Origin of the sequence: Acinetobacter sp. SwsAc2, assembly GCF_013391465.1 — a bacterium.
In the GTDB taxonomy this organism is placed as follows: Bacteria; Pseudomonadota; Gammaproteobacteria; order Pseudomonadales; family Moraxellaceae; genus Acinetobacter; species Acinetobacter johnsonii.
Genome location: NZ_JACBEZ010000001.1, coordinates 1 through 23361 on the forward strand (window position 1 = coordinate 1; position 23361 = coordinate 23361).

The following is a 23361-nucleotide window of genomic DNA, read 5'->3' on the forward strand; positions in this document are numbered from 1 at the left end:
CATAAATTCGGAAATTAATTGGAATATTTTGACCATTTTGATCTGTCGCATACAAGGTAATGAGATTAATACCCTTGACGGATCGGTGGTGTTTGCCTGACCAAAAATAGCTAACTAAGTCCATATGCTGACTATATGGTTTATCTAAAACAGTATCATCAATACTGACTATAAGTTTATTATTATCAATATGTTGAATTGCTTCTTGATATAGGTCGTGAGGTGTGTAGTCTTCACGTTCTAGAAAGCGATTTACACTATCATGCGAGATGTTATAAGTCTCGGCAAGTTGTGTGCAGCTAATAGAGTTCGGTTCTGTCATGAGAAAGCCCATATAAATGGGTAGAGTACAAGTTGCTGTAGAAGCATTTTTAATTCGTCTGATCACAGATACTTTATAAAGTATTTTAATACTTTTTTGAATCCGTCAATGCGTAAGTCCTATAGTACATCGCATTTTACAGTATGGTTTGCACTGTCATTACGTAGACGAGGTTTTACTTTTGACGGCACAAAAGTAACAAAATGCCTTTGTTCCCCTGATATGGCGTCCCTACCATACAGTGAAACAGCGACATCCATGTCGCTTCATCATTTGACCTGATTTGGGTAGAACCACAATAAATGGGTTCATGTAATACCCAGCGAGTCGCTTTCATGTCTAGCCTGCTTTCTATACAATAAAAACAGAAAAAATTGCCAAGACTGTAGAGCAATACGCAGCCATCGCTAAGGACAAATACAATGAGTAAAGACAATATCCGCGAACATTCAGCTCCTGTTTATGAAGGCATTGAAAATGCGCCCGCACGTTCCATGATGCGTGCCACAGGCTTTAACGATTCAGACTTTACTCGTCCCTTTGTTGGTATTGCGTCTACTTGGGCTAATGTCACGCCATGTAATATGCATATCAATGAACTGGCACGTGAGGCCGAAAAAGGGGTCAATCAAGCTGGTGGTAAAGGCATTATTTTTAATACCATCACCATTTCAGATGGTATTTCTAACGGCACCGAAGGTATGAAGTATTCATTGCTGAGCCGTGAAATTATTGCGGATTCGATAGAAGCGGTGGTGGGATGCCAAGCCTATGATGGCGTTATCGCGATCGGTGGTTGTGACAAAAATATGCCGGGTTGCATCATGGGCTTAGCCCGTTTAAACCGTCCAGGTTTGTTTGTTTATGGCGGTACAATTAAGCCTGGCGCAGGACATACCGACATGATTTCCGTCTTTGAAGCTGTGGGTCAGCACGCCAAAGGTGAAATCAGTGCCATTCAAGTCAAACAGATTGAAGAAGTGGCCCTGCCGGGGCCGGGTTCATGTGGTGGCATGTACACTGCAAATTCGATGGCCTCTGCGATTGAAGCCTTGGGCATGAGTTTGCCGGGCTCCTCTGCACAAGAAGCGGTTTCTGATGACAAGCGGATCGACTGTCAAAAAGCAGGTGAAGCGGTGATGAATTTACTGCGCTTAGACCTGAAACCACGCGATATTATGACCAAAGCTGCATTTGAAAACTCAATTAAAGTGCTGATTGCCTTGGGTGGTTCGACCAATGGTGTGCTGCACTTACTGGCAATGGCACATACTGCTGGGGTTGAGCTGAGTTTGGATGATTTCGTCCGTATCGGGCAAGATATTCCCGTAGTGGCCGATGTGCGTCCATCTGGCAAATATTTGATGTCTGAGCTGATCGCGATTGGGGGCATTCAACCGCTGATGAAGCGAATGCTTGATGCTGGCATGCTCGATGGTTCATGTTTAACGGTCACTGGAAAGACCTTGGCGGAAAATTTGGCTGAGGTTGAAGACTATCCAGAAGGTCAACAGATTATTTTACCGTTCGACGCGCCAATTAAAAAAGACTCTCACTTGGTGGTGCTTAAAGGTAACCTGTCTCCAACAGGTGCTGTGGCTAAAATTACCGGCAAAGAAGGCCTTTACTTTGAAGGACCTGCACGTGTCTTTGAAGGTGAAATTGGCGCAATGCGTGGCATTTTGGATGGCGAAGTTCAAGCGGGTGAGGTGGTGGTGATTCGTGGTGAAGGGCCTAAAGGTGGTCCGGGTATGCCTGAAATGCTGAAACCGACCTCAGCGATTATTGGTAAAGGTTTGGGCAAATCTGTGGCGCTGATCACCGATGGTCGTTTCTCCGGCGGTAGTCATGGTTTTGTCATTGGTCATGTAACCCCAGAAGCCTATGAAGGTGGGCCAATTGGTTTAGTACAAAATGGCGATAAAATTTCAATCAATGCAGAAACCCGCGAAATGACGTGGCATATTTCGGCAGAAGAGGCCGCAGCGCGTCAAGCCGCGTGGGTGAAACCGCAGCCGAATTATCGTTATGGGGCTTTGGCCAAGTTTGCAAAACTGACCACTGGTGCGGAAAAAGGCGCGGTAACTGATCTAAATTTAGATGTCTAATTGATCATTTTGCTGCGAATTGATATAAACCCTTGTAGTACTTTCAAGGGTTTAATTTAGAGGCTTTGCTCATGTCACTGTTGCGTCGATGGTTCGATCCGATTCGATCGCGTTGGTTTTATCAAAAACCGATTCGTCAAACGGTCGTATCTACAGAACAAGGCTTGAGTATTCATTTACGCCTCGACGATGTATATAGCTATTTAGCGGTTCAGCAGTTACCACAAATTGAAGAAATTTTAGCGGACGAACTGAAACCATTGAAGGTGGTCATTTCCAGTCAGGCTGCTGCCCCCCCGAATCAAATGTCGGCTTTGGAGTGGCAAACTTATTGTTTAAATGATGCCAAAATTCTGTCGCGCCAGCACCGTTTTAGTTTTCACGAAACGCCAGAACAACCCAGTCCAGAGGCGCTGAGCCAAGCGGAAACCATCTTGCGGCATACACCGCTGCGTGGGCAGGACTTTTTATATTTGCTGGAAGATGTGTTTCACATGCTGTGGCAAAAACAAGAGGGTAAGCTGCGCACCTTATATGCGATGGCCAGCCGTCACCATCAAGAGCAACACTTTCCAGAACGTATTTTTAATGATGAGGCGGTATTGGCCAGTTACTTCCAGCTTGGTGACCGTCAGTACCATGCCGTCGATGATCTGCTGCGTTTAACGCGCCGTTTAAAACAACAAAAATTATTTACCGATAATCCAATTTTCTTGATCAATCATATTGATTGGCGTGAGCATTTGATTAGTGATGCTGAAGAGTTAAATGAAATTCAGGCGCTCGATCCAGAGTTAGACTTATACGTTGCGCTGGAAGATCCAATTTCATGGTTGTTATTGGCTTATATTAAAGAAGAACTGGCCGATTATTATAATATTCAGCTCAATGTCTATCCGCTCAGCTATCACGGTCGAGACGGGTTTGATTGGAGTTTGGCAACGCGTTTATCCAAACGGACAGAAATCAAATTCACACCGTTTTGCCGTCCGACGCAAGCAGCCACTTTGGCGATGGCACAGTTATTTTATAGCGTGCCTGAAGAGCAGCGCGTTGATGCCATGTATCGGATTTTGAAAGCCGTTTGGACCCAAGGCAAAGATTTATCCTTTAAATCGCACTTTGATCAACTGATGCAAGAATTGGAAATCACAGCATTGATCACCGAAGATGTGGAAGCCAAGCTTCAAGAAAATGACATGCTCTGTGAAATGAAGTCCCAGCCTGATTTCCCCGTGATTGAACTGCGTGTGGATGGGCAGAGCTATGTCTTTAATAGTCTGTATCGCGTCTGGATGATTGAAAGTATTTTCAGTAATGTGCTGGAAGATCAATATAAAACCGACCCTGTGGATGAAAGCGAAGGCTGAGTTTTGTATATCTCTTATTGATCAAAACAGTCCAATAACATATGAAACCTAAAGCCGATGGTGTTTTTTGGCTGAGTTATTAAAGTGCTTATTAATAATGTTAATGAGGTTTAACAATTAAATTTATTGTTAAATTTTATTAATAAATAGGCTTCCAAATGAAAATGATTATAATTGGCATTCTTTCTGTCTGTTGATTGATGTTATGCGTTTTCATATTTCTTCTTTGAGCTTATCCATTCTGGCCGTGATGACTACAGCAGCGTTTGCTCAGGGCGAGACACAGGAAACAGCATCATCCCAAGTTTTACCGACTTTGCAATTTGAAGCCCAAGATGCAGATGTAAAAGCGGCATATGCAGCAAAAACTGCATCAGCTGTTTTGCGTTCAGATGCACCGCTGTTTGAAACAGCACAATCGATCAGCGTGATTAGTGAAAAACAACTCGAACAGAAACAAGCGAAAACACTGTCTGAAGCCTTGCAGGGTGTAGCGGGGGTCACCGCAGGACAGTATGGTCGCCGTGGTTGGGATGACTTTATTATTCGTGGGCAGGTTTCCAGCGCACAGACCTATGTCGATGGCTTGCGTATTCAAACTTCTGATAATGCCCTACGTTCAGAAGACATCAGTGGTTTACAGTCGATTGAAGTGGTGAAAGGGCCGACATCGACAGGTTTTGGCTTTGCCTTGCCGGGCGGCTTAGTTAACTTAACCACCAAACGTCCTGAAGCTGAAACTTTTTCTCGGGGCAGTGTGAGCTATGGCAGCAATGCCTTTGTGGATGGCACATTTGATATCAACTATGCGCCAAATGATAGCGAAAAAGGGGCGTTTCGTGTGGTGGGTCATGCCTCTGACCAAGATGATCCAACTGATTATGTTTATTATAAAAATTATTATATTGCACCGTCTTATAATTTTGACTTAGGTGAAAAAGACGAACTGTCTGTGATTGCCAGCTATCAGCATCGGGATTTTATTCGCCAGCAGGGGATTCCCTATAGCAATGGCGCTTATAAAAACTATTCACAGACCTTATTCTTTGGCGATTCTGACTATGGTTATGACGTTGATGTTTATCGTTTAGGTTCGAACTATGCGCATTATTTTGATAATGCTTGGACTTTTAAACAAAACTTTGCTGTGACTAAAACTGAGACATTGGGTGATTCGATTTTAGCATCTGGTCGAAGTGTATTACCTACAATTAAACGTGCAATTAATAATCAAGATAAGCAAGATGTGAATTATACTTTGGATAATAATTTGCAGCGCAACTTTAATTTTGGACTTATCAACTATGATGTGATGGTTGGTGTAGATATGATGCGTGAGCGTAGTGATTATTATCGTCGAACAGATACGATCAATGATTTTGATGTAAATAATCCAAGTTATGGAAATATAAGTATCAAAAAAGTAGGTGTGCCAACGGAAGAAATCACCTATAGCCAATATGCAGGTTTGTATTTAAGAAACACCATTAAAATTGATGATGACTGGATTATTGGGCTCTCTGGACGCCATGACTGGACTCAAGTTGAAATTGACAATATCTTAACAAATACAACAACTAAAAACTCGGACAATGCTTTCACGGGTAATGCATCTTTGATGTATCAAATCAATGATAAGTTTGCGCCCTATGTGAGTTATGCAACCTCATTCTTTCCTGTGAGCGACACTGGCGCTGGCGGAACACTATTGGACCCTGAAGAGGGAGAACAGTTTGAGGTTGGGGTTAAGTTCCAAGGGCTGAATCAAAGACTGCAAGGTTATGTGGCTTATTATGATTTAACCCGTCAGAACGTGACTGAGTCGGATTCTACCCTCGGTTATTCTGTGCAAATCGGTGAACAAAAAACCAAAGGTTTTGAAACGGAATTATCCGCTGCATTGACGGATCAATGGAACCTGACTGCAACCTATAGTTATATTCCTACCGCGGAAACGACAGAAAGTACCACCAGCAGTGATATTGGTAAGCGGATTAACCATGTGCCTAAAAATGCAGCCTCTTTATCAACCCAATACTTCTTTGCTGATGAGCCACTGGGCTGGAATATTGGTGCCAGTGCGAATTATCAGGGCGAGCGTACAGCACAACGAGGGACTTCTTATGTCCCACTATCGAGCTATACGCTGTACGACGTCAGTGCTGGCTATGAAGCTAAAAATTGGGGCGCAAAGTTCAGTGTAAAAAACCTGTTTGATAAAGAGTATCTAGTCGGCACCACGCCAAATGCGCAATTGGTGAATTGGGGCGATCCACGTACTTTCCGCTTCAGCTTAAATTTTAAATACTAAGCAGAAGCACACTGCATCACATCTGGATTCAATAACAGTTGAGTCCAGACCATTCTTTCCAGTAAGCCTCAATCTTTGGTTGAGGCTTACTTCTAAAAACAGTGATATGAGCCCAGATTTAAATTTTATAGCATGGCGCTAAGTGTTTAGAGAGAAGCGTCATGCTTGCTTTTGTTATTTTTGTTTTTGCTGTCGCAGGCATGATTAAGGGTACCATTGGTCTGGGTTTGCCCGCCGTGTCGATGGGACTTTTATCTTTGGTGATTAGCCCATTTCAAGCGGCAACTTTGCTGATTATCCCTTCCATGGTCACGAACTTCTGGCAATTGTTCGCAGAAGGACGTGTACTGCGACTGGTACAACGCTTTTGGCCGTTGCTGGTGGGCATGATCATTGGTTCAGTTTGGAGTGTTTTTCCTACACTTGGACATGGCGAATTTCAAAGTGAAGCGCTGTTGGGCGGGATGCTGGCCATTTATGGTCTATATGGTTTGTTTGTCAAAAACATGCCCAACTTAGCCCCGTATGAAAAATATTTATCACCGATCATGGGCTATTTGGGCGGTGCTTTGACGGTGGCGACAGGGGTGGTGGTGATTCCCGTGGTTCCATATTTGCAGTCCTTGCATTTGAAACGGGATGATTTGGTACAATCGCTCGGCCTTGCCTTTACCGTTTCAACTTTGTGTCTGGCCACGTATTTACATCGAAATCCTGTTGAAAACACTCCAATTGACTATCAACTGTCGTTGATCGCACTGCTGCCTGCATTGCTCGGAATGTGGTTGGGCACTAAAATTCGCTACCGCATTCCTGAACAAGCCTTTCGTAAGGTGTTCTTTGTGGGCCTAGTGCTATTTGGCAGTTATATGGTTTTACATCAACTGGGCTGGCTTTAATGCGGCCTGAGTTGGTCATGTTGGCTCAAGAGGAATTGACTAAAGCGTTGGTAATCTACTGCGAGCTGATCAAAACACCGTGCCGCTAATAGCAACTTGCGGTTGGCCCATTTGCCTAAGAGTTCAACCTGCTGAAAATCATACTGTACTTTTAAACGTAGGGCTGCCCGTTTGGGAATAATCGCAATGCCGACGCCATTGGCAACGACTTGGGCGATCGCGGCAAAGTTCGGCACCCGTAGACGATAGTGGATGTCACAGCCTAAGCGTTTGGCTTGAGCTTCTATTGACTGTTGTAAGGAGTGATATTGCATGAGGCCCACAAATGGATGTTGCAGTAATTCTCCCAGTTCTAGTTGTGCCGCAGTGGCAAGTGGATGCTGGCTTGGGCAGATCAGTACCAACGGGTCTTCAGCAAACTCTTGAGTTTCAAGCTGCCCTGCATCAAAAAAACCAGAGATCAGCCCCAACTGCGCCGTACCTGTACTGAGGGCCTGAATGATGTCATTGGTTTCGGCTTCTTTTAATTCAATATGAATCTTCGGATTTTCCATTAAATACTGCGGCAATAAATGAGGTAAGTACTCACTCTGCGCCGATGAGTTGCACCACAATATAATGTTGCTCGTTGCACTGTGAGCAAAGGGCAGCATGGCTTGTTGTAATTGCTGCTGTTGTTGCAGTAAGTGCTGCGCATATTCCGCAAAGGTTTGTCCAGCAAGGGTCGCTTTTACCCCAGTTGCATGGCGGGTAAATAAACTGACTTCAAAATGGTGTTCTAATTTTTTAATTCGCTCACTGGCGGCCTGTAAAGAAATGGCGGAGCGTTCTGCACCCTTGGTAAGACTGCCTGTACTCAGGATATTGATAAACAATTGCAGATCAAAAAAATCAAGGCGCATGGCAGGGTCAAAGCGGAAAATGTTGCTTTATCTTAGTCCTTTTTGCGTTTTGAGACATCCCTTTAGGTGTAATAGGAGTCAGAGCATTAGACCAAAAAAAGCAGCCCGAAGGCTGCGATCAACAATGGATAATCAAAATATCAGATAGATTAATCTTTTTGCCCTAAGCTGAAGAACCAGTTTAAGAACAACGCTGCAAACGTAGCAGTACCAATACCACCCAAGTTAAAGTTGCCAATTTGTAAGGCAAAATCACCTGTACCTAAAATTATGGTGACTGCTGCGACCATCAGGTTTTTGTTCTGTGAAAAATCGACTTTGTTTTCAATCCAAATTTTTGCACCCGCGATGGTAATCAAACCAAACACTACAATCGACGCACCGGTTAAAATCGCGGTCGGAATGGTATGGATGATGGCACCAAATTTCGGTGACAGACCCAAGAAAATGGCAAACACACCTGCGATGGCAAAAATGATGGTCGAGTAAACTCGTGTGACTGCCATGACTCCAATGTTTTCACCATAGGTGGTCATGCCTGGTGCGCCGACACCGCCTGCTAATGTCGTTGCGACACCATCGGCAACAAACGCTTTACCAATGTGCGGATCAAGGTTTTCACCGGTCATCGCACTCACGGCTTTAATGTGACCGAGGTTTTCTGCCACCAAAATTAACGCAATTGGTGCAATGATCATCATGGCATTGGCATTAAATTCAGGCGCATGAAAAGTCGGTAAACCAAACCAAGCGGCTTGTTGAATTGGTGCAAAATTAATCGCTGTGCCATAGCCCATAACGTTGGTCACGATGAAATAGACCAAGTAAGACAGTAACAAACCAATTAATAATAAGAGACGCTGCAATAAACCACGGGTAAAGACTGCAATCGAGCCCATACATAATACGGTAACTAGTGCCATCCACATATTAAAGGAATTGCCCGCAACGCCTTTGACCGTCACTGGCGCAAGGTTGAGACCAATAATCATCACCACAGCACCTGTCACCACAGGCGGCATCAGTTTTTCAATCCACTTAGTGCCCGTTGCCATGACCATAAAACCAAACAAGGTATAGAGCACGCCGCAGGCAATAATACCGCCGCCCGCCATAGCTAAATTTGGATTGAGTGCGCCTGTGCCCGATGCGGTATAGCCCGTTGCTGCAATCACGACCCCAATAAAGGCAAAACTTGAACCTAAATAGCTTGGAACACGTCCACCCGTCATAATAAAGAACAAGATGGTACAAATCCCGGACATTAAAATAGCAAGGTTGGGATCGAAGCCCATTAAGAAAGGTGCAAGAACCGTTGCTCCAAACATGGCAAAGGCATGCTGCACACCTAAAATTGCACTTTGTGAAGCAGGGAGGTATTCACTTGTGCCAACAGGACGTGCATCGATATTGCCTTCGTACGGGCGCCATTTGGGAAACCAATTGGACATTTTTTGAGCACTCTAAAGATAAATTGTGCACATCATACTCTTGTTTTTTAGAAGATTTAATCAGTGATACAAAAAATTGTTCAAACTAATCTTATGACTTTTCAGAACTTTTTACCGTATGGTAAAACTTTTAATTTTTAAAAATAATGAAAAATCAATGTTTAATTGGTAAATTTAGCCAATCGCTCATTCATAAATATTTATGATTGGATTGATAAAAAATTATAAAAGGTTTGACCATGCGGTCAATAAAAAAGCACATCATGCTGATGTGCTTTAAATGGAGCGGGCTTAAAACTTTATCCTGTGTTACGAAGACCCGCTGCAATGCCGGCGATACTCACCATAAGTGCATGATCTACAGGTGTATTTGTTTCCTGACGCTCTTCTAGGTAGCGGCGACGACGTTTCATTAACTCTGCTTGGAGTAAATGCAGCGGCAATAAATACGGTTTGCGCACTCTCATTGACTGATCTAAAACTTCGTTACTGCTGAGGAGTTTAGACTCACCTTTAAGCGCCAAGAGGGTTTGCACTGCATACTTTAAGCGCTGACGTAGATGTTCACCGAGCACTTTCAAGTCCTCATCATCGGTCAGGTGCGACTCATAATATAGCGCTACATGAGCATCAGACTTTGAGAGCACCATTTCCAACATATCAATCAGGGTTTGGAAATACGGCCATGCCACCAGCATTTCATCTAAGGTGGCTTTATGACCTTGATCAATCACTTGGTTAATTGCCGCGCCAGTACCTAGCCAAGCGGGTAACATCAAACGAATCTGGGTCCACGCAAATACCCAAGGAATGGCACGTAGAGACTCAATGCCGCCAGTGACTTTACGTTTTGCAGGGCGTGAGCCAAGCGGTAACATTTGCAGTTCAAGCTCTGGCGTGACGGTGCGTAAATATTTGACGAAGTGCGGGTTTTCTCGCACGGTCTGACGATATACCTGTACCGACAAATCGGTCATGCTGTGCATTAACTCGCGCCACTCAGGTTTTGGGACGGGTGGTGGAAGTAAAGTGGCTTCTAAAGTGGCAGCGGTATAAATCTCTAGGTTTTGTAGCGCAATGCCTTCTAGGCCAAACTTGAAGCGAATCATTTCACCTTGTTCAGTGACTCGAATTGCACCTGAAATCGAGCCAGGTGGCTGTGAAAACAGGGCTTGTTGCGTTGGCGCACCGCCACGGCTGATGGAACCGCCACGACCATGAAATAGTGTGAGTTGTATGCCATGCGTTTTCGCAATTGCGGTTAATTCTTCTTGCGCACGGTACTGTGCCCAATTGGCTGACATAAAGCCTGCATCTTTTGCAGAGTCTGAGTAGCCAATCATGACTTCATGTTTGCCCTGAATATGCTGTTTATACCAATGCATATTGAATAAGGTATTCATGGTGGCTGCGGCGCCATCTAAGTCTTTCAATGTTTCAAACAATGGCACCACACGTAGTGGGTGTTGGATACCTGCTTCTTTTTGCAAAAGCAGTACCGCCAGCACATCACTTGGATATTCAGCCATCGAAATAATGTAGGCACCTAAACTTTCTTGAGGCTGCGCTGCCAAAGTGCGCATGGTGGCAAACACTTCTTGCACTTCAGGTTGTTCAATTAAGCTTTGCGCAGGCTCATTTAAATGCTTGGGCAACAGTGGACGTTTGCTTTGTAGTTCCTGCAATAAGAAGTTTTGGCGCGCTTGTTCGGTCCACGTTTCAAAATTACCCAGACCCAAATATTCAGTAATCGCCGAAATCGCTTGGCGATGACGGCCCGATTCTTGGCGAATATCCAGTTTCAGCAGTTCAATCCCGAAACAGTTCACCCGATGGATAAAGTCCAGCAGTTTCCCATTGGCAATTTCAGGCAGATTGCTGGAAATCAAAGAGCGATAGCACAGCAGTAAAGGCTGTAACAGTTCCTCTTTGGCTTTAATCACCAAGCTGTCATCGGCATCGGCACCGCGCAGTTTTTCTGCGAGCCAATGGCGCGTAGCTTTTAAACGTTCGCGAGTATCGCGTAAATATTCACGGTAGGGTTCAGGATGGTCTTGACCCAAGGCTTGACGTAGTTCATCGCTACAACTTTGAATCGACAGTTCCCAACGCAAATCTTCAATGTCACGTAAGTAAAGATCAGCCGCTTTCCAACGCGATAGCCACAGGACTTCTTGAGTAATGTTGTGTGTCACATTCGGGTTGCCGTCACGGTCACCACCCATCCATGAAGCGAAACGTACAGGTGCCACATGTAAAGGCAGACGTTGCCCACAGTGTTCGATCACCATGTCGTCTAGTTCACGCATGAACTTCGGTACGGCATTCCATAAGGTTTGCTCAATGGTGGTAAAGCCCCATTTTGCTTCATCGACAGGGGTTGGACGGTGTTGACGAATTTCATCGGTCTGCCATGCCGAACAGATCAGTTGTTTTAAGTCTTCAAGGACTGTCTGGCGCTCACGAGGGGTCAGTTTTTGCTGATCCATTTTAAATAAGGCATCGTTGATACCATCATATTTTTGGATCAGGGTACGGCGGCTAACTTCAGTGGGGTGAGCGGTGAGAACCAGTTCAATATTTAAATCACAGATTTGCTGGAACAGCGTATCGGTTGAAATGTCGTTATTTTTAAATTTAGCAAAGAGGTGGTCGAGCGGATTTGGAGAGGGTGCGGTCTCATCAAATTCACTTTGACGACGGCTACGGACCACATGGTATTGCTCCGCAATATTGGCAAAGTTCAAAAAGTGGGTAAAGGCACGCGTCAGCGGCAGAATTTCATCATCTTCAAGGCTGAAAAACAGTTGTTCCAGCTGTTTTTCGGCTTCAACTTGACCATCCCGCGCCCCTTTGGATAAGGCCCGAATTTGCTCGACCTGATTAAACAAATCTTGTCCTGCATGCTCCTTGAGGGTTTCACCCAATAGGTTACCGAGTAATCGGACATCTTCACGTAGTGGAGCATCAATTTGTTGAATCATGATTATTATTCCCTCGTTGTTCTTAATTTGACTATACCCCGATTCGATGACAATCCAAGTAGGGGCAGACAAAAGTAGGGGATTAATTGCTGAATTTAGAAGCAAATGAACAACTTAGGGCAAGAAATTGTTTTAAAGGAAAGAGGGTTTTTAATTTCAAGCATTTGAATTAATTATAAAAATATAAATTTAATTAACCGAATCTTAAGGTTTTTGTAAGGGGTATTTTAATAAAAAAATCGCAATGGCTTCTTGAATCAGTTGCTCGCGTTGTTCGGCATTGGGCACTTCATTCATCCCCAGTAACATTTCTTGGTGACGATATCCAAACAGCAAAGACATTAATAAGGTGATGACCTCGTTGACTTGTTCAAACCGAAGAACGCCTAAGGCTTGAGCTTGGGCAAAGAACTGTTCCCAAATCGCCCGCATTTTGAGGTGGGAGGCTTTATAGAAGTTCTCTAGCAATGGGTTTTGTTCAGCGGCCAGCTGTAATAACAGGTGCTCCAGCTTGATGGCCTCAGGCAGGTTAATAATATGCATTGATAACGCACAGATCTGTTTGAGCATAGGCACAAAGTCTTCGGCACGTTGCAATTGAAATGAACGACCCAGCATCAGCTTTTCACAGGTTTCCTCAATCGCACAGCTGAACAGATTGGCTTTGTCCTGAAAATGGTTATACACCGTGAGTTTGGTGACGTGCGCTTCCTTGGCAATATGGTCCATGCTGGAGCCGTGGTAGCCATGTTGTAAAAACAACTGACGTGCCACCTCCAAAATACGTTGCCGTTTTTCTAAATCCTTGGGACGTCCTGCTGAAGCTTGCACACATTTTCCTAAAAAAAAGTTCAAAAAGTCATTTACATCTGAGCATATCTTTAATTAGTGTACTACACAGTATATTAATTAAAAAATAACCAAGTTAAGTCTGGATATTGTGCCTGATTAATTGGTGGTTATGGAAGAAGAGCAGACTTCATGAGCAAAATTCAGACCCTTGTGGCAAGTATGATGGTGGTGTGTAGTATCACCTTGTGGGGATGTAGCAAAGACACGACCGAACCAGAGTCGGTGCCTTTGGTAATGGTGAGCCAACCGAATACCACGCATCTAGAACAAAAAAGCTATGCAGGCGAAGTGCAAGCCCGCCAACAAACGGCACTGTCTTTTCGTGTTGGGGGGCAAGTCACGGAGCGTCTGGTCGATGTGGGTGACCAAGTCAAAGTCGGACAAGTTTTAGCACGCTTAGATGTGCAAGATGCCCAGTTAGAACTCAATGCAGCCAAAGCACAGTTAGAAAGTGCTCAAGCGGCTGAAAAAAATGCGCAGGATGAACTCAAACGCTTTAAGCAATTGTTACCGAGTAATGCAGTGAGTCGTTCACAGTACGACAGCGTTGAAAATCAATATAAAGCCGCACTGTCGAGCTTGAAACAAGCACAAGCCAATTATAACGTTACGCAAAACCAAACCAGTTATAACCAACTGATCGCCAATAAAAACGGCGTGATTACCGAGCGTAATATTGAAATTGGACAGGTGATTTCAGCAGGGCAACCCGCGTTTCAATTGGCCATTTCAGGTGATCGTGAGGTGGTGATTGGTGTGCCTGAACAAGCCATTGCTCAGATTAAAGTTGGACAAGATGCAATCGTCACTTTGTGGTCCAAACCCGATGAACGTTTTGCTGCCTACGTCCGTGAAATTTCGCCTGCCGCAGATCAGTCACGTACTTTTAGTGTCAAAGTGGCTTTGCGTGAAGGACAAAATACGATTCAACTGGGACAGAGTGCTCGGGTGTTTTTCAGCTCAACTGAAAGCAATGTGTTGAGTGTACCGTTAGCCAGTGTTTCCGCTGCAGGTAAAAATGCTTATGTCTGGGTGGTGAATGCTGACAACAGCATTCGTAAAGTCCCTGTCAGTGTGGGGGAGTATGGTCGAAACAGCGTTACCATTCGTTCAGGTTTACAGCCAAAGGACTATGTCGTGGTGGGTGGGGTGCATTTACTGCGTGAAAAACAAAAAATTCAGCCGATTAGCCGTGACAATAAAACGGTCAAGATTGCGACAGGGAGTTAAGCATGAACTATAACCTGTCGGAATGGGCCTTAAAGAATAAGGGCTTGGTCCTTTATTTGATGTTGTTGCTGGGCATCGTGGGTGTGGTGTCTTATTCCAAACTAGCACAGAGCGAAGACCCACCTTTTACCTTCAAAGTGATGGTGGTACAGACCTATTGGCCGGGCGCAACGGCGCGTGAGGTGTCTGAACAGGTGACCGACCGTATTGAAAAAGAGCTGATGACCACGGGTAAGTATGAGCGCATTATGGCCTACTCCAGACCCGGCGAGTCGATGGTGACTTTTGTGGCACGAGATGCCATGCGCTCCAGTGAGATACCGGATGTGTGGTATGACGTACGCAAGAAGGTTGGAGATATCAAACATCAGCTGCCCAATGGGGTACAAGGACCATTCTTTAATGATGAGTTTGGTGATACTTTCGGCAATATTTATGTACTGACCGGTAAAGACTTTGATTATGCGGTGATGAAAGAATATGCCGACCGTTTACAGTTACAACTGCAACGCGTCAAAGATGTCGCCAAGGTCAACCTAGTTGGGCTGCAAGATCAAAAGATTTGGATTGAAATTTCCAACACCAAGTCGGCGCAGTTAGGCATTCCTGTGACAGCGGTGCAACAAGCCCTGCAACAGCAAAATACCATGGCCAGTGCAGGCTTTTTTGAAACAGAATCAGATCGTATTCAACTCCGAGTCACAGGGCAAATTAAAAGCGTTGAAGAACTGCAACGAATGCCTTTATTGGTAAATGGGAAAACCATCCAGCTGAGCGATGTTGCCGACGTCTATCGTGGCTTTAGTGAACCCGCTCAACCCCGTATGCGCTTTATGGGGGAAAATGGCATTGGCATTGCAGTATCGATGCGTAAAGGTGGCGACATCTTGGCTTTGGGTAAAAATTTAGAAACTGAGTTTTCCAAGCTGCAAAAAACCTTACCTTTAGGTATGGAGCTGAAAAAAGTTTCAGATCAGCCTGTTGCGGTGAAGCGTAGTGTCAACGAGTTCATGAAAGTTTTGGCTGAAGCGGTGATTATTGTACTGTTGGTTAGCTTTTTCTCGCTGGGTTTCCGTACTGGACTGGTGGTGGCATTCTCTATTCCACTGGTTTTGGCCATGACCTTTGCAGGTATGAATATTTTTGATGTCGGTCTCCATAAAATTTCCTTGGGTGCCCTGATTTTGGCGCTGGGCCTCTTGGTTGATGATGCCATTATTGCCGTGGAAATGATGGCGATCAAAATGGAACAAGGCTACAGTCGACTACAAGCAGCAGGGCATGCGTGGCGAACGACGGCTTTCCCAATGTTAACGGGAACCTTGATTACCGCTGCGGGCTTTTTACCGATTGCTACAGCAGCGTCCAGCACAGGTGAATACACTCGCTCTATTTTCCAAGTGGTGACCATTGCCTTAATTGTGTCGTGGTTTGCTGCGGTGTTGTTTGTGCCTTATTTGGGTGACAAACTCCTGCCCGATTTTAATAAAGAGCTGATTCAAAAAGCGCCGTGGTATAGCCGTTTGTGGGCACGCTTGCGCAAACAACCAGAACCTCAGCCGATGGTGCATCATGCAGGTGAGCATCACGATCCTTATCAAACCAAGTTCTATCAAGGTTTTCGCCGTTGGGTCGATCTGTGTGTGACCTATCGCAAAACGGTCATTGCAACGACGGTGGCTATTTTTGTGCTCTCGGTGTTGATGTTTAAGTTAGTACCACAGCAGTTTTTCCCACCTTCGAATCGTGCCGAAATTTTGGTCGACTTAAAACTTGAAGAAGGTGCATCTTTAACGGCAACTGAAAATGCGGTGAAAAAAGTTGAACAGTTCCTGTCGAAGCAAGAAGGCATAGATAATTATGTGGCATATGTGGGCACAGGCTCGCCACGTTTTTATTTACCGCTCGATCAGCAGCTACCACAGGCCAGCTTTGCTCAGTTTGTGGTCTTGGCTTCTTCACTGGATGATCGCAATGAAATTCGTAAATCCTTAGACACCCAAATCCGTCAGTTATTGCCTGATGTACGTACTCGCGTCTCTTTACTTGAAAACGGCCCCCCTGTCGGTTATCCACTTCAATATCGCGTGTCGGGTGAAGACTTGACCCAAGTGCGTGCTTGGGCGGATAAAGTCGCGGCGATGCTGAGTGCTAACCCCAACACCACCAATGTGCATTTGGACTGGGGTGAACCAAGCAAGATGATCAATTTAGAGATTGATCAAGACCGTGCCCGCCAAATGGGGGTGTCGAGTTTAGATTTGGCCAATTTCTTGAACAGCTCAATTTCAGGTGCCACCATTAACCAGTACCGTGAGAAACGAGAACTGATTGAAATCCGTTTACGTGGCGATCAAGCTGAGCGGGTTGAAGTAGCATCACTGGCGAGCCTTGCCGTTCCAACCTCAAATGGCGGAACAGTACCGTTGGCACAAATTGCCAAAATTGATTATAGCTTTGAAGAAGGTTTGATTTGGCATCGGAACCGTCTACCGACCATTACGGTACGTGCGGATATTCGGACCAAGTTACAACCGGCCACTGTGGTGGATGAAATGGCGGAGCAGATGAATCAGCTGCGTGCGGAACTACCGAATGGTTATTTGGTTGAAGTGGGCGGCACAGTGGAGGAGTCTGCACGTGGGGGTAAATCGGTCGCAGCAGGCATGCCTTTGTTCTTGGCCGTGGTCATGACTTTGCTGATGATTCAACTGCGCAGTATGTCTCGTGCCACGATTGTCTTGCTCACCGCACCTTTAGGTTTGATCGGCGTGGTGTTGTTCCTGCTACTGTTCAATAAACCTTTTGGCTTTGTTGCGATGTTGGGCACCATTGCCTTGTCGGGCATGATCATGCGTAACTCGCTGATCTTGATTGATCAGATTGAGCAAGACATTCAAGCGGGGCATGAATCATGGGATGCGATCATCGATGCGACGGTGCGACGTTGTCGACCAATTGTGCTGACGGCATTGGCAGCTGTTCTGGCGATGATCCCACTATCTAGAAGTATTTTCTTTGGACCTATGGCCGTTGCGATCATGGGCGGACTGATTGTGGCGACGCTATTAACCCTGTTCTTTTTACCTGCCTTGTACGCGCAGTGGTTTAAAGTAAAAAAAATTAGCCATAAGCTGTAAATTTATGCCAATATCAGGTGCGAAACGTTGAAAATTTCAATATAGTAGCACCTGAAATTTATGGCATTTTTATAAAGCAGTTTTTTGCTACACATTAAAAAACCAACGATGTGGCAAATGGGGTTAAACGCATGATGCAAGACAATGTAACCAAGTATCGCCGCTCTATCGCGATTTCTTATGTCTTCATGTTTTTGGCTTTGTTTACTGTGATTAGTGGCGCATTTTCCTATTGGTATGCCCGAAAAGTCACGCAAATTGATCATGCCGAAGTGTGGTTACAAGCGCAAGCACTCTGGGTCATGCGCAATATTGTGATTTATAGCATTTTGGCGTTATTTGCAGCGTTGTGGTTTATTCCTCTTATTTTCTTCACTTGGGACAGCGCATTATGGGTGACTGGATGCACGGTTGCAGGTGTGGTTTTTAGCTGTATTGCATTTCTCTTCCTTCTAAATGCATGGTTTAAAGGCCTGTCTAAATTTTTGAAAAATAAAGCAGTTTTCTAATTCTACTGATTTTTTTTCAAACACCCCCTTGTAAAACTTGGTTTGAACCCAATTTCAGACCACAGTTGAGTATTAAATAAATTCCGTGAGGAGCATCGCCAGACATGGCTAAACGTGATTATTATGAGGTTTTAGGTGTTGCTAAAACCGCTAGTGATGATGAAATTAAAAAAGCCTACCGTAAGTTGGCGATGAAATATCATCCGGACCGCAATCCTGACAATGCTGAAGCTGAAGAGAAGTTTAAAGAAGCGGCTGAAGCTTATGAAATTTTATCGGATAGCGAAAAGCGCAGCATGTATGACCGTATGGGGCATCAAGCCTTTGAAGGTGGTATGGGCGGCGGAGGCGGCTTCGGTGGTGGTTTCAGCGCAGAAGACATTTTCAGTCAATTCGGTGACATTTTCGGTGGCGCATTTGGTGGCGGCGGTGGTCGTGGTCAACAGCGTACACGTCGTGGTTCTGACTTACGTTATGTGATGGAACTGACGTTGGAAGAAGCTGTAAGAGGGGTGAAAAAAACCATTACTTTTACTGCACCAGCGCCATGTGAAACCTGTGACGGTAAAGGCTCTAAAAACCCGAATGATGTTGAAACCTGTAAAACTTGTCATGGTGCAGGTCAGGTTCGCATGCAGCAAGGTTTCTTCTCTGTACAGCAGACCTGTAGTACCTGTCGCGGTCAGGGTAAGATCATTAAGAACCCATGTAATACCTGTCATGGTTCAGGCGTTAAAGACCGTCAACAAACCTTAGAAGTGACGATTCCTGCGGGCGTCGACAACGGTGACCGCGTTCGTTTAACGGGTAAAGGCGAAGCGATTCGTGATGGTCAGTCAGGCGACTTGTACGTAGAAGTGGTGGTGCGTGAGCACGAAATCTTCCAACGTGATGGTGCAGACCTGTATATGGATGTGCCTGTGAGCATTGCCGATGCTGCTTTGGGTAAAGAAATTGAAATCCCGACACTCGAAGGTCGTGTGAGTTTGAAAATTCCTGAAGGCACACAAACGGGTAAAATGTTCCGTTTACGTGGCAAAGGGGTTAAACCTGTACGTACCAGTATGCAAGGTGACTTACTCTGCCGTATCGTGATTGAAACGCCAGTCAACTTAACAGCACGTCAACGTGAACTGTTGAAAGAGTTACAAGAAACTTTAGATGGAGATGATCACAAATCATCACCAAAGAAAAAGTCTTTCTTTGACCGACTGTTTGATTAATTGAATACGGTACGTCTGAATTGGTGTTGAAAAGAGCGGGAATATTTTCCCGCTTTTTTTATGTTATTGCGCTTCTGCGGGCAACTCAGGTTGATCGATCTCTTCAACCGATACCATTTCTTCGGCCATAGGTGCAGTGGCTGGTACTTGTTGCTCGGCCTGTGCTTTGGGATGTGTGCTGGTGGTGATCTTTACCTGCGACAAACTTTCTAAGGTATCGCCCGCTTGAACAGCGGGTTCAGCCTGAACTTGTGCCCAACTGCCCCCAAAGGCCATCGCTAGAAAAAGTACCTTTGCTTTCATTCTATTTTCCTCATTTTAAAGTTGTTTTTAAACGCGAACCTAGTCTGCGTAAGATTGATTGCAAATTTGTGAAAAGCTGGAGAAATCATGTTTGAAAATAAAGCGATTTTTTCGATGAAAATGCCCAACAAACCTTAGTCTGTGCAATCAGTTTTGCTATAGTAAGAGCAATTTTGAAGCTAGATTAGGAATATGTTATGTCAGCAGCTCCACGCATTGGTGTCTTAGGTGCCGGCGGTCGTATGGGTCGCATCCTTATTCAAGCGGTACATGAAGCAGGCTATCAACTGGCTGCGGCAGTGGAACGCCCTGAAAGCTCACTGGTTGGTACAGATGCAGGTGAGCTTGCAGGTATTGGCAGCCTAGGCGTGAAGGTGGTGGGTAGTCTGGAAGTGGTAGTGAAAGATTGTGATGTGATCATTGATTTCACTGCACCAGTAGCGACCGTTCAGCATTTAAAAATTTGTCGTGAAGCTGGGGTGGCCATTGTCATTGGCACCACGGGCATGAATGACGAACAAAAAGCTTATTTGGATGACTCTGCGACTCAAACACCTGTGGTCTATGCAGCCAACTATTCTGTGGGGGTCAATGTTTCGATTAAACTGTTGGAATTGGCGTCTAAAGTCTTTGGCGACACAGTGGATATTGAAGTGATTGAAGCGCATCACCGTCATAAAGTCGATGCACCATCAGGCACAGCGTTGATGATGGGTGAGGCGATTGCGGGTGCTTTAGGTCGTGACTTGAAAACCGATGCAGTGTATTGCCGTGAAGGTCATACAGGACCCCGTGAGCGTCAAAGTATTGGTTTCCAAACCATTCGTGGCGGCGATATTGTCGGTGAACATACGGCTATGTTTATTGCTGATGGTGAGCGTGTTGAAATTACTCATAAAGCGACCAACCGTATGAACTTTGCTTCGGGTGCGGTACGTGCTGCGGCTTGGGTGGTAGGACGTGAAGCACGTAAATATGACATGAAAGATGTACTGGGTTTTAACGACATTCAAGTTTAAAAACCTGCTTCATTCGCCATAAAAACAAGATAAAAAACTAAAATAAGATGAAGAATAGAATGAAAAAAGTCATATATATGGCTTGTGTTGTTGCCGTGATGACGACAGCACAGGCCAAACCTATGGATCAAGCCAAACTCAGTATTCATAAAAATAATATTAAAGTTTGGACCTATCAAAATGCGCAAAACCCAGTCTTTTTATATAAGGCTGAAACCACGTTTGATGTGCCGATTGAAAAAGCAGTGTCATTGATCTTAGATGTTGACCATGCGGTGAAATGGGTGCCGTATATGGGCAGTGTGAAAGTCTTGTCGCGCGATGATAAAAAAGGCGAGTTTCAACTGTATATGGTGCTGGATTTTCCTTTTCCTTTAAAAGACCGCGACTTGGTGGTGCAGGGAAAAATGACCAAGGACAGTCAGGGCATTATTAGCATTAAAAATAAAGCGATTGATAAAAACATCCTTAAAAATCCAGATTATGTGCGCCTAAATCATTATGAGGGCGATTGGACCTTTCAGAAACTGGGATCAAATAAAGTCAAGGTTTCGACCTCAGGTTATGCTAACCCTGAGGGGTCGATACCACTGAAGTTTGTGAATATGTTTGTCCAACAACAACCCTATCAAATGCTGCAAAAAATGAAAAATCAATTGCTAGAACAAGAAGACACTCCTGCCCATTTACCAGCTGCCTTACGTTAATTTTAAAGACGAAGAAGCCTGCAATGCAGGCTTTTTATGTTTTAAAACTTAAGGCTGTTGATAAGCGCTCAGCAGCTCTAAGGTTGAAGCCTTAGGCAGGTCTAACTGGATTAAACTGAGCATGGCATGTCCTTCACCAGCGAGCGAGATCTTGAAGTTTTCAGCACTGCTTTGGTCACATTGGAACTGTAAATTTTTCTGGTGGGGCAAGTTCATCTGCATTTCACGTTCATTGTTCAACCGATATTGATAGGTTCGTTGGGTCGAGGTTTCAGTCAAGCTCGGCGCTAAACTTAAAAACTGATAATCAGTTAAATTTTGCGTTTTCAGAAACCCTTCAATCAGTGCTTTACAAATAAAATGCTGCTGTTGTACTTGCTGCGAAACATGTGGCAGTTGGCAAGCCGATAAGCTCAATAAGCAAAAGAGAGATATGATTATTTTTTTCATAAAAGTGCCTATTTATGGTTGTGAACGAATGACAGAAGCATAATTCTGTTGGCATAATGGATACAGATACATAAAAGTTAAAAAAATAGGTACAGATGAATGGCATTTCAGTATCAAAGCTTGGCTGCACAGTTGCTTGAAAAAATTCAAAATGCTGAATTACCCGCAGGGCAAAAGCTGTTGTCGTTACGCCAATTTGCCAACTTACAAAAGGTCAGCTTGAATACGGCCAAGAGCTGTTATGAACTACTCGAGTCGCAGGGGTATATTCATGTGAAAAATAAGTCTGGCTATTTTGTCAGTTATCAAAAAAATACCAGCCCATCTATTCCCGTACCACAGCATCCTGATTTTCAGTCTCAAGCCCGTGATATTTCTAACTTAGAGCTACAGTTGGAAATTCAACAGTCTTCCATTAATAGCCGTCTCATCCATTTGGGAGCGATTCAGCTTTCGCCAAAACATGTGCCTGTAGAAGCACTCCGCCGCTCCATTCAACGTGCTTTAAAACACAGTCAACCTGAAGATTTTTTATATAGCGATAAGCAAGGTCATATTCGCTTGCGGCAGGCCTTGTCTGAGCATTGGGCTGAAGATGGCTTTTATATTTCGCAGGATGATATCTACATCAGCAATGGCTGTATGCCTGCGTTGTCGGTGATGATCCAACACCTCAGCAAGGAAGGCGACAGCGTAATTGTACCAACCCCAAATTTTAATGGTCAGTTGCAAATGTTGGCGGGGTTAAAGCGAAAAATTATTGAAATTCCAGCCGATACCCAAGGCTTTGATCTTGAACGTTTAGAGCAGGTCATGCAAAGTTCAGGCGCAAAAGCGTGCTTACTCACGGCCAATTATCAAAATCCCTTGGGGTTTTGCTTAAGCAATGCAGAAAAAGAAAAAATTGCACAACTGGCGGCGCGCTATCAGTGCTATGTGATTGAAGATGATATTTATGGTGAATGTAGTTTCAGTTCGAGTCGTCCGTTGCCGATTAAGTATTGGGATCAGCAGGGTTATGTGATTTTCTGTGGTTCGGTTTCCAAGTCACTTTCAACTGCGTATCGGGTAGGTTGGTTTTGTATTCCGCAGCGCTTAGCGCATTTGAAGGCTACGTTATTGATGCAAAATATTACAGTGAATACACCCTTGCAGTTGGCACTGGCCGATCTCATTTATAGTCGTGCTTATCGGGAGCATTTACAGCAGTTAAAGCCGATTTTGAAACAGCAAGTTGAGCAATACCGACACATGATTCAGCATGCCTTTAACGGAGTTGAGTTACGTATCAATCAACCCTTAGGTGGTTATGCGCTGTGGTTACAGCTACCCGAGTGTATCGATGGTTTAGATATGTACTATTTTGCTCAGCAGCACGGTATTAATATTGTGCCAGGCGAAGTCTTTGGTGAAGGGCAGCGTTATAAAAACTGTATCCGCCTCAATGCAGGTCATGAAATTTCAACAGATATTCGCGCAGCGGTCACCTTGTTGGCCGATTGGGTGAAAGCGCAACTCAGCAGTTCGACGTTGGTCAAACAAGCGGTATAAAAAAAGCGCCTGTTTTTAGGCGCTTATGGA

At 44.6% G+C, this 23361-nt stretch carries 17 protein-coding genes and 1 pseudogene; 11 read left to right on the plus strand and 7 right to left on the minus strand.

The genetic code is table 11. The features are described from left to right. Positions 1-388, minus strand: a pseudogene (locus HYI04_RS00005) (IS701 family transposase); the annotation flags it as partial. A 356-nt stretch (positions 389-744) separates the two neighbouring features. Between HYI04_RS00005 and ilvD the strand changes: the two are divergent. The 4 genes from ilvD (at position 745) to HYI04_RS00025 (ending at position 7010) form a co-directional block, all read left to right on the plus strand. Then, positions 745-2430 carry a dihydroxy-acid dehydratase gene (gene ilvD / locus HYI04_RS00010; RefSeq protein ID WP_178895709.1) on the plus strand — a complete coding sequence of 562 codons (1686 nt, stop codon included), beginning with the start codon at positions 745-747 and terminating at the stop codon, positions 2428-2430. A gap of 71 nt (positions 2431-2501) precedes the next feature. Continuing rightward, a complete protein-coding gene (locus HYI04_RS00015; protein WP_178895710.1) occupies positions 2502-3800 on the plus strand; it encodes a hypothetical protein in 1299 nt (432 codons plus the stop codon). Positions 3801-4005: 205 nt separating this feature from the next. Then, complete coding sequence (locus HYI04_RS00020; RefSeq protein ID WP_178895711.1) at positions 4006-6111, plus strand: TonB-dependent siderophore receptor; 2106 nt, start codon at positions 4006-4008, stop codon at positions 6109-6111. Positions 6112-6272: 161 nt separating this feature from the next. Then, positions 6273-7010, plus strand: coding sequence for a sulfite exporter TauE/SafE family protein (locus HYI04_RS00025; RefSeq protein ID WP_178895712.1), 738 nt, complete (start codon positions 6273-6275; stop codon positions 7008-7010). Here HYI04_RS00025 and HYI04_RS00030 read toward each other — a convergent pair. The 4 genes from HYI04_RS00030 to HYI04_RS00045 all read right to left on the minus strand — a co-directional run bounded on the left by HYI04_RS00030 (position 7007) and on the right by HYI04_RS00045 (position 13178). Then, entirely contained in the window at positions 7007-7912 is a 906-nt protein-coding gene (locus HYI04_RS00030) for a LysR family transcriptional regulator (protein ID WP_178895713.1), read from the minus strand. The genes HYI04_RS00025 and HYI04_RS00030 overlap by 4 nt on opposite strands. Positions 7913-8061: 149 nt before the next feature. After that, entirely contained in the window at positions 8062-9363 is a 1302-nt protein-coding gene (locus HYI04_RS00035; RefSeq protein ID WP_058951473.1) for a solute carrier family 23 protein, read from the minus strand. A 299-nt stretch (positions 9364-9662) separates the two neighbouring features. Further along, positions 9663-12347 carry a phosphoenolpyruvate carboxylase gene (gene ppc / locus HYI04_RS00040; RefSeq protein WP_178895714.1) on the minus strand — a complete coding sequence of 895 codons (2685 nt, stop codon included), beginning with the start codon at positions 12345-12347 and terminating at the stop codon, positions 9663-9665. A gap of 204 nt (positions 12348-12551) precedes the next feature. Beyond that, positions 12552-13178, minus strand: a complete 627-nt coding sequence (locus HYI04_RS00045) for a TetR/AcrR family transcriptional regulator (RefSeq protein ID WP_005401437.1) — start codon at positions 13176-13178, stop codon at positions 12552-12554. 150 nt (positions 13179-13328) lie between these two features. On the opposite strand from HYI04_RS00045, the gene HYI04_RS00050 reads away from it, so the two are divergent. The 4 genes from HYI04_RS00050 to dnaJ all read left to right on the plus strand — a co-directional run bounded on the left by HYI04_RS00050 (position 13329) and on the right by dnaJ (position 19301). After that, a complete protein-coding gene (locus HYI04_RS00050; RefSeq protein WP_178895715.1) occupies positions 13329-14429 on the plus strand; it encodes an efflux RND transporter periplasmic adaptor subunit in 1101 nt (366 codons plus the stop codon). Between the two features lie 2 nt (positions 14430-14431). Further along, positions 14432-17569, plus strand: a complete 3138-nt coding sequence (locus HYI04_RS00055; RefSeq protein WP_114392634.1) for an efflux RND transporter permease subunit — start codon at positions 14432-14434, stop codon at positions 17567-17569. Positions 17570-17700: 131 nt separating this feature from the next. Beyond that, the gene (locus HYI04_RS00060; protein ID WP_004691852.1) at positions 17701-18078 is read left to right on the plus strand and encodes a hypothetical protein; all 378 of its coding nucleotides are present in this window, start codon (positions 17701-17703) and stop codon (positions 18076-18078) included. 104 nt (positions 18079-18182) lie between these two features. After that, entirely contained in the window at positions 18183-19301 is a 1119-nt protein-coding gene (dnaJ, locus tag HYI04_RS00065; protein WP_005401440.1) for a molecular chaperone DnaJ, read from the plus strand. 63 nt (positions 19302-19364) lie between these two features. Here the strand turns inward: dnaJ and HYI04_RS00070 are convergent, their stop codons facing one another. Next, on the minus strand, positions 19365-19604 hold the full coding sequence (locus tag HYI04_RS00070) for a hypothetical protein (RefSeq protein ID WP_004978423.1): 240 nt from the start codon (positions 19602-19604) through the stop codon (positions 19365-19367). Positions 19605-19801: 197 nt separating this feature from the next. Here HYI04_RS00070 and dapB point away from each other — a divergent pair, with 197 nt between their 5' ends. Together dapB and HYI04_RS00080 are read left to right on the plus strand one after the other, a co-directional pair. Next, entirely contained in the window at positions 19802-20623 is an 822-nt protein-coding gene (gene dapB / locus HYI04_RS00075) for a 4-hydroxy-tetrahydrodipicolinate reductase (RefSeq protein WP_178895716.1), read from the plus strand. Between the two features lie 59 nt (positions 20624-20682). Further along, positions 20683-21330: an START domain-containing protein gene (locus HYI04_RS00080; RefSeq protein WP_078425141.1), complete on the plus strand. Its 648-nt coding sequence runs from the start codon at positions 20683-20685 to the stop codon at positions 21328-21330. A 48-nt stretch (positions 21331-21378) separates the two neighbouring features. Here HYI04_RS00080 and HYI04_RS00085 read toward each other — a convergent pair whose 3' ends face one another. Further along, complete coding sequence (locus HYI04_RS00085) at positions 21379-21780, minus strand: hypothetical protein (RefSeq protein ID WP_178895717.1); 402 nt, start codon at positions 21778-21780, stop codon at positions 21379-21381. Between the two features lie 99 nt (positions 21781-21879). Between HYI04_RS00085 and HYI04_RS00090 the strand changes: the two genes are divergently transcribed. Then, a complete protein-coding gene (locus HYI04_RS00090; RefSeq protein ID WP_125273784.1) occupies positions 21880-23331 on the plus strand; it encodes a PLP-dependent aminotransferase family protein in 1452 nt (483 codons plus the stop codon). Positions 23332-23361: the final 30 nt, after the last annotated feature.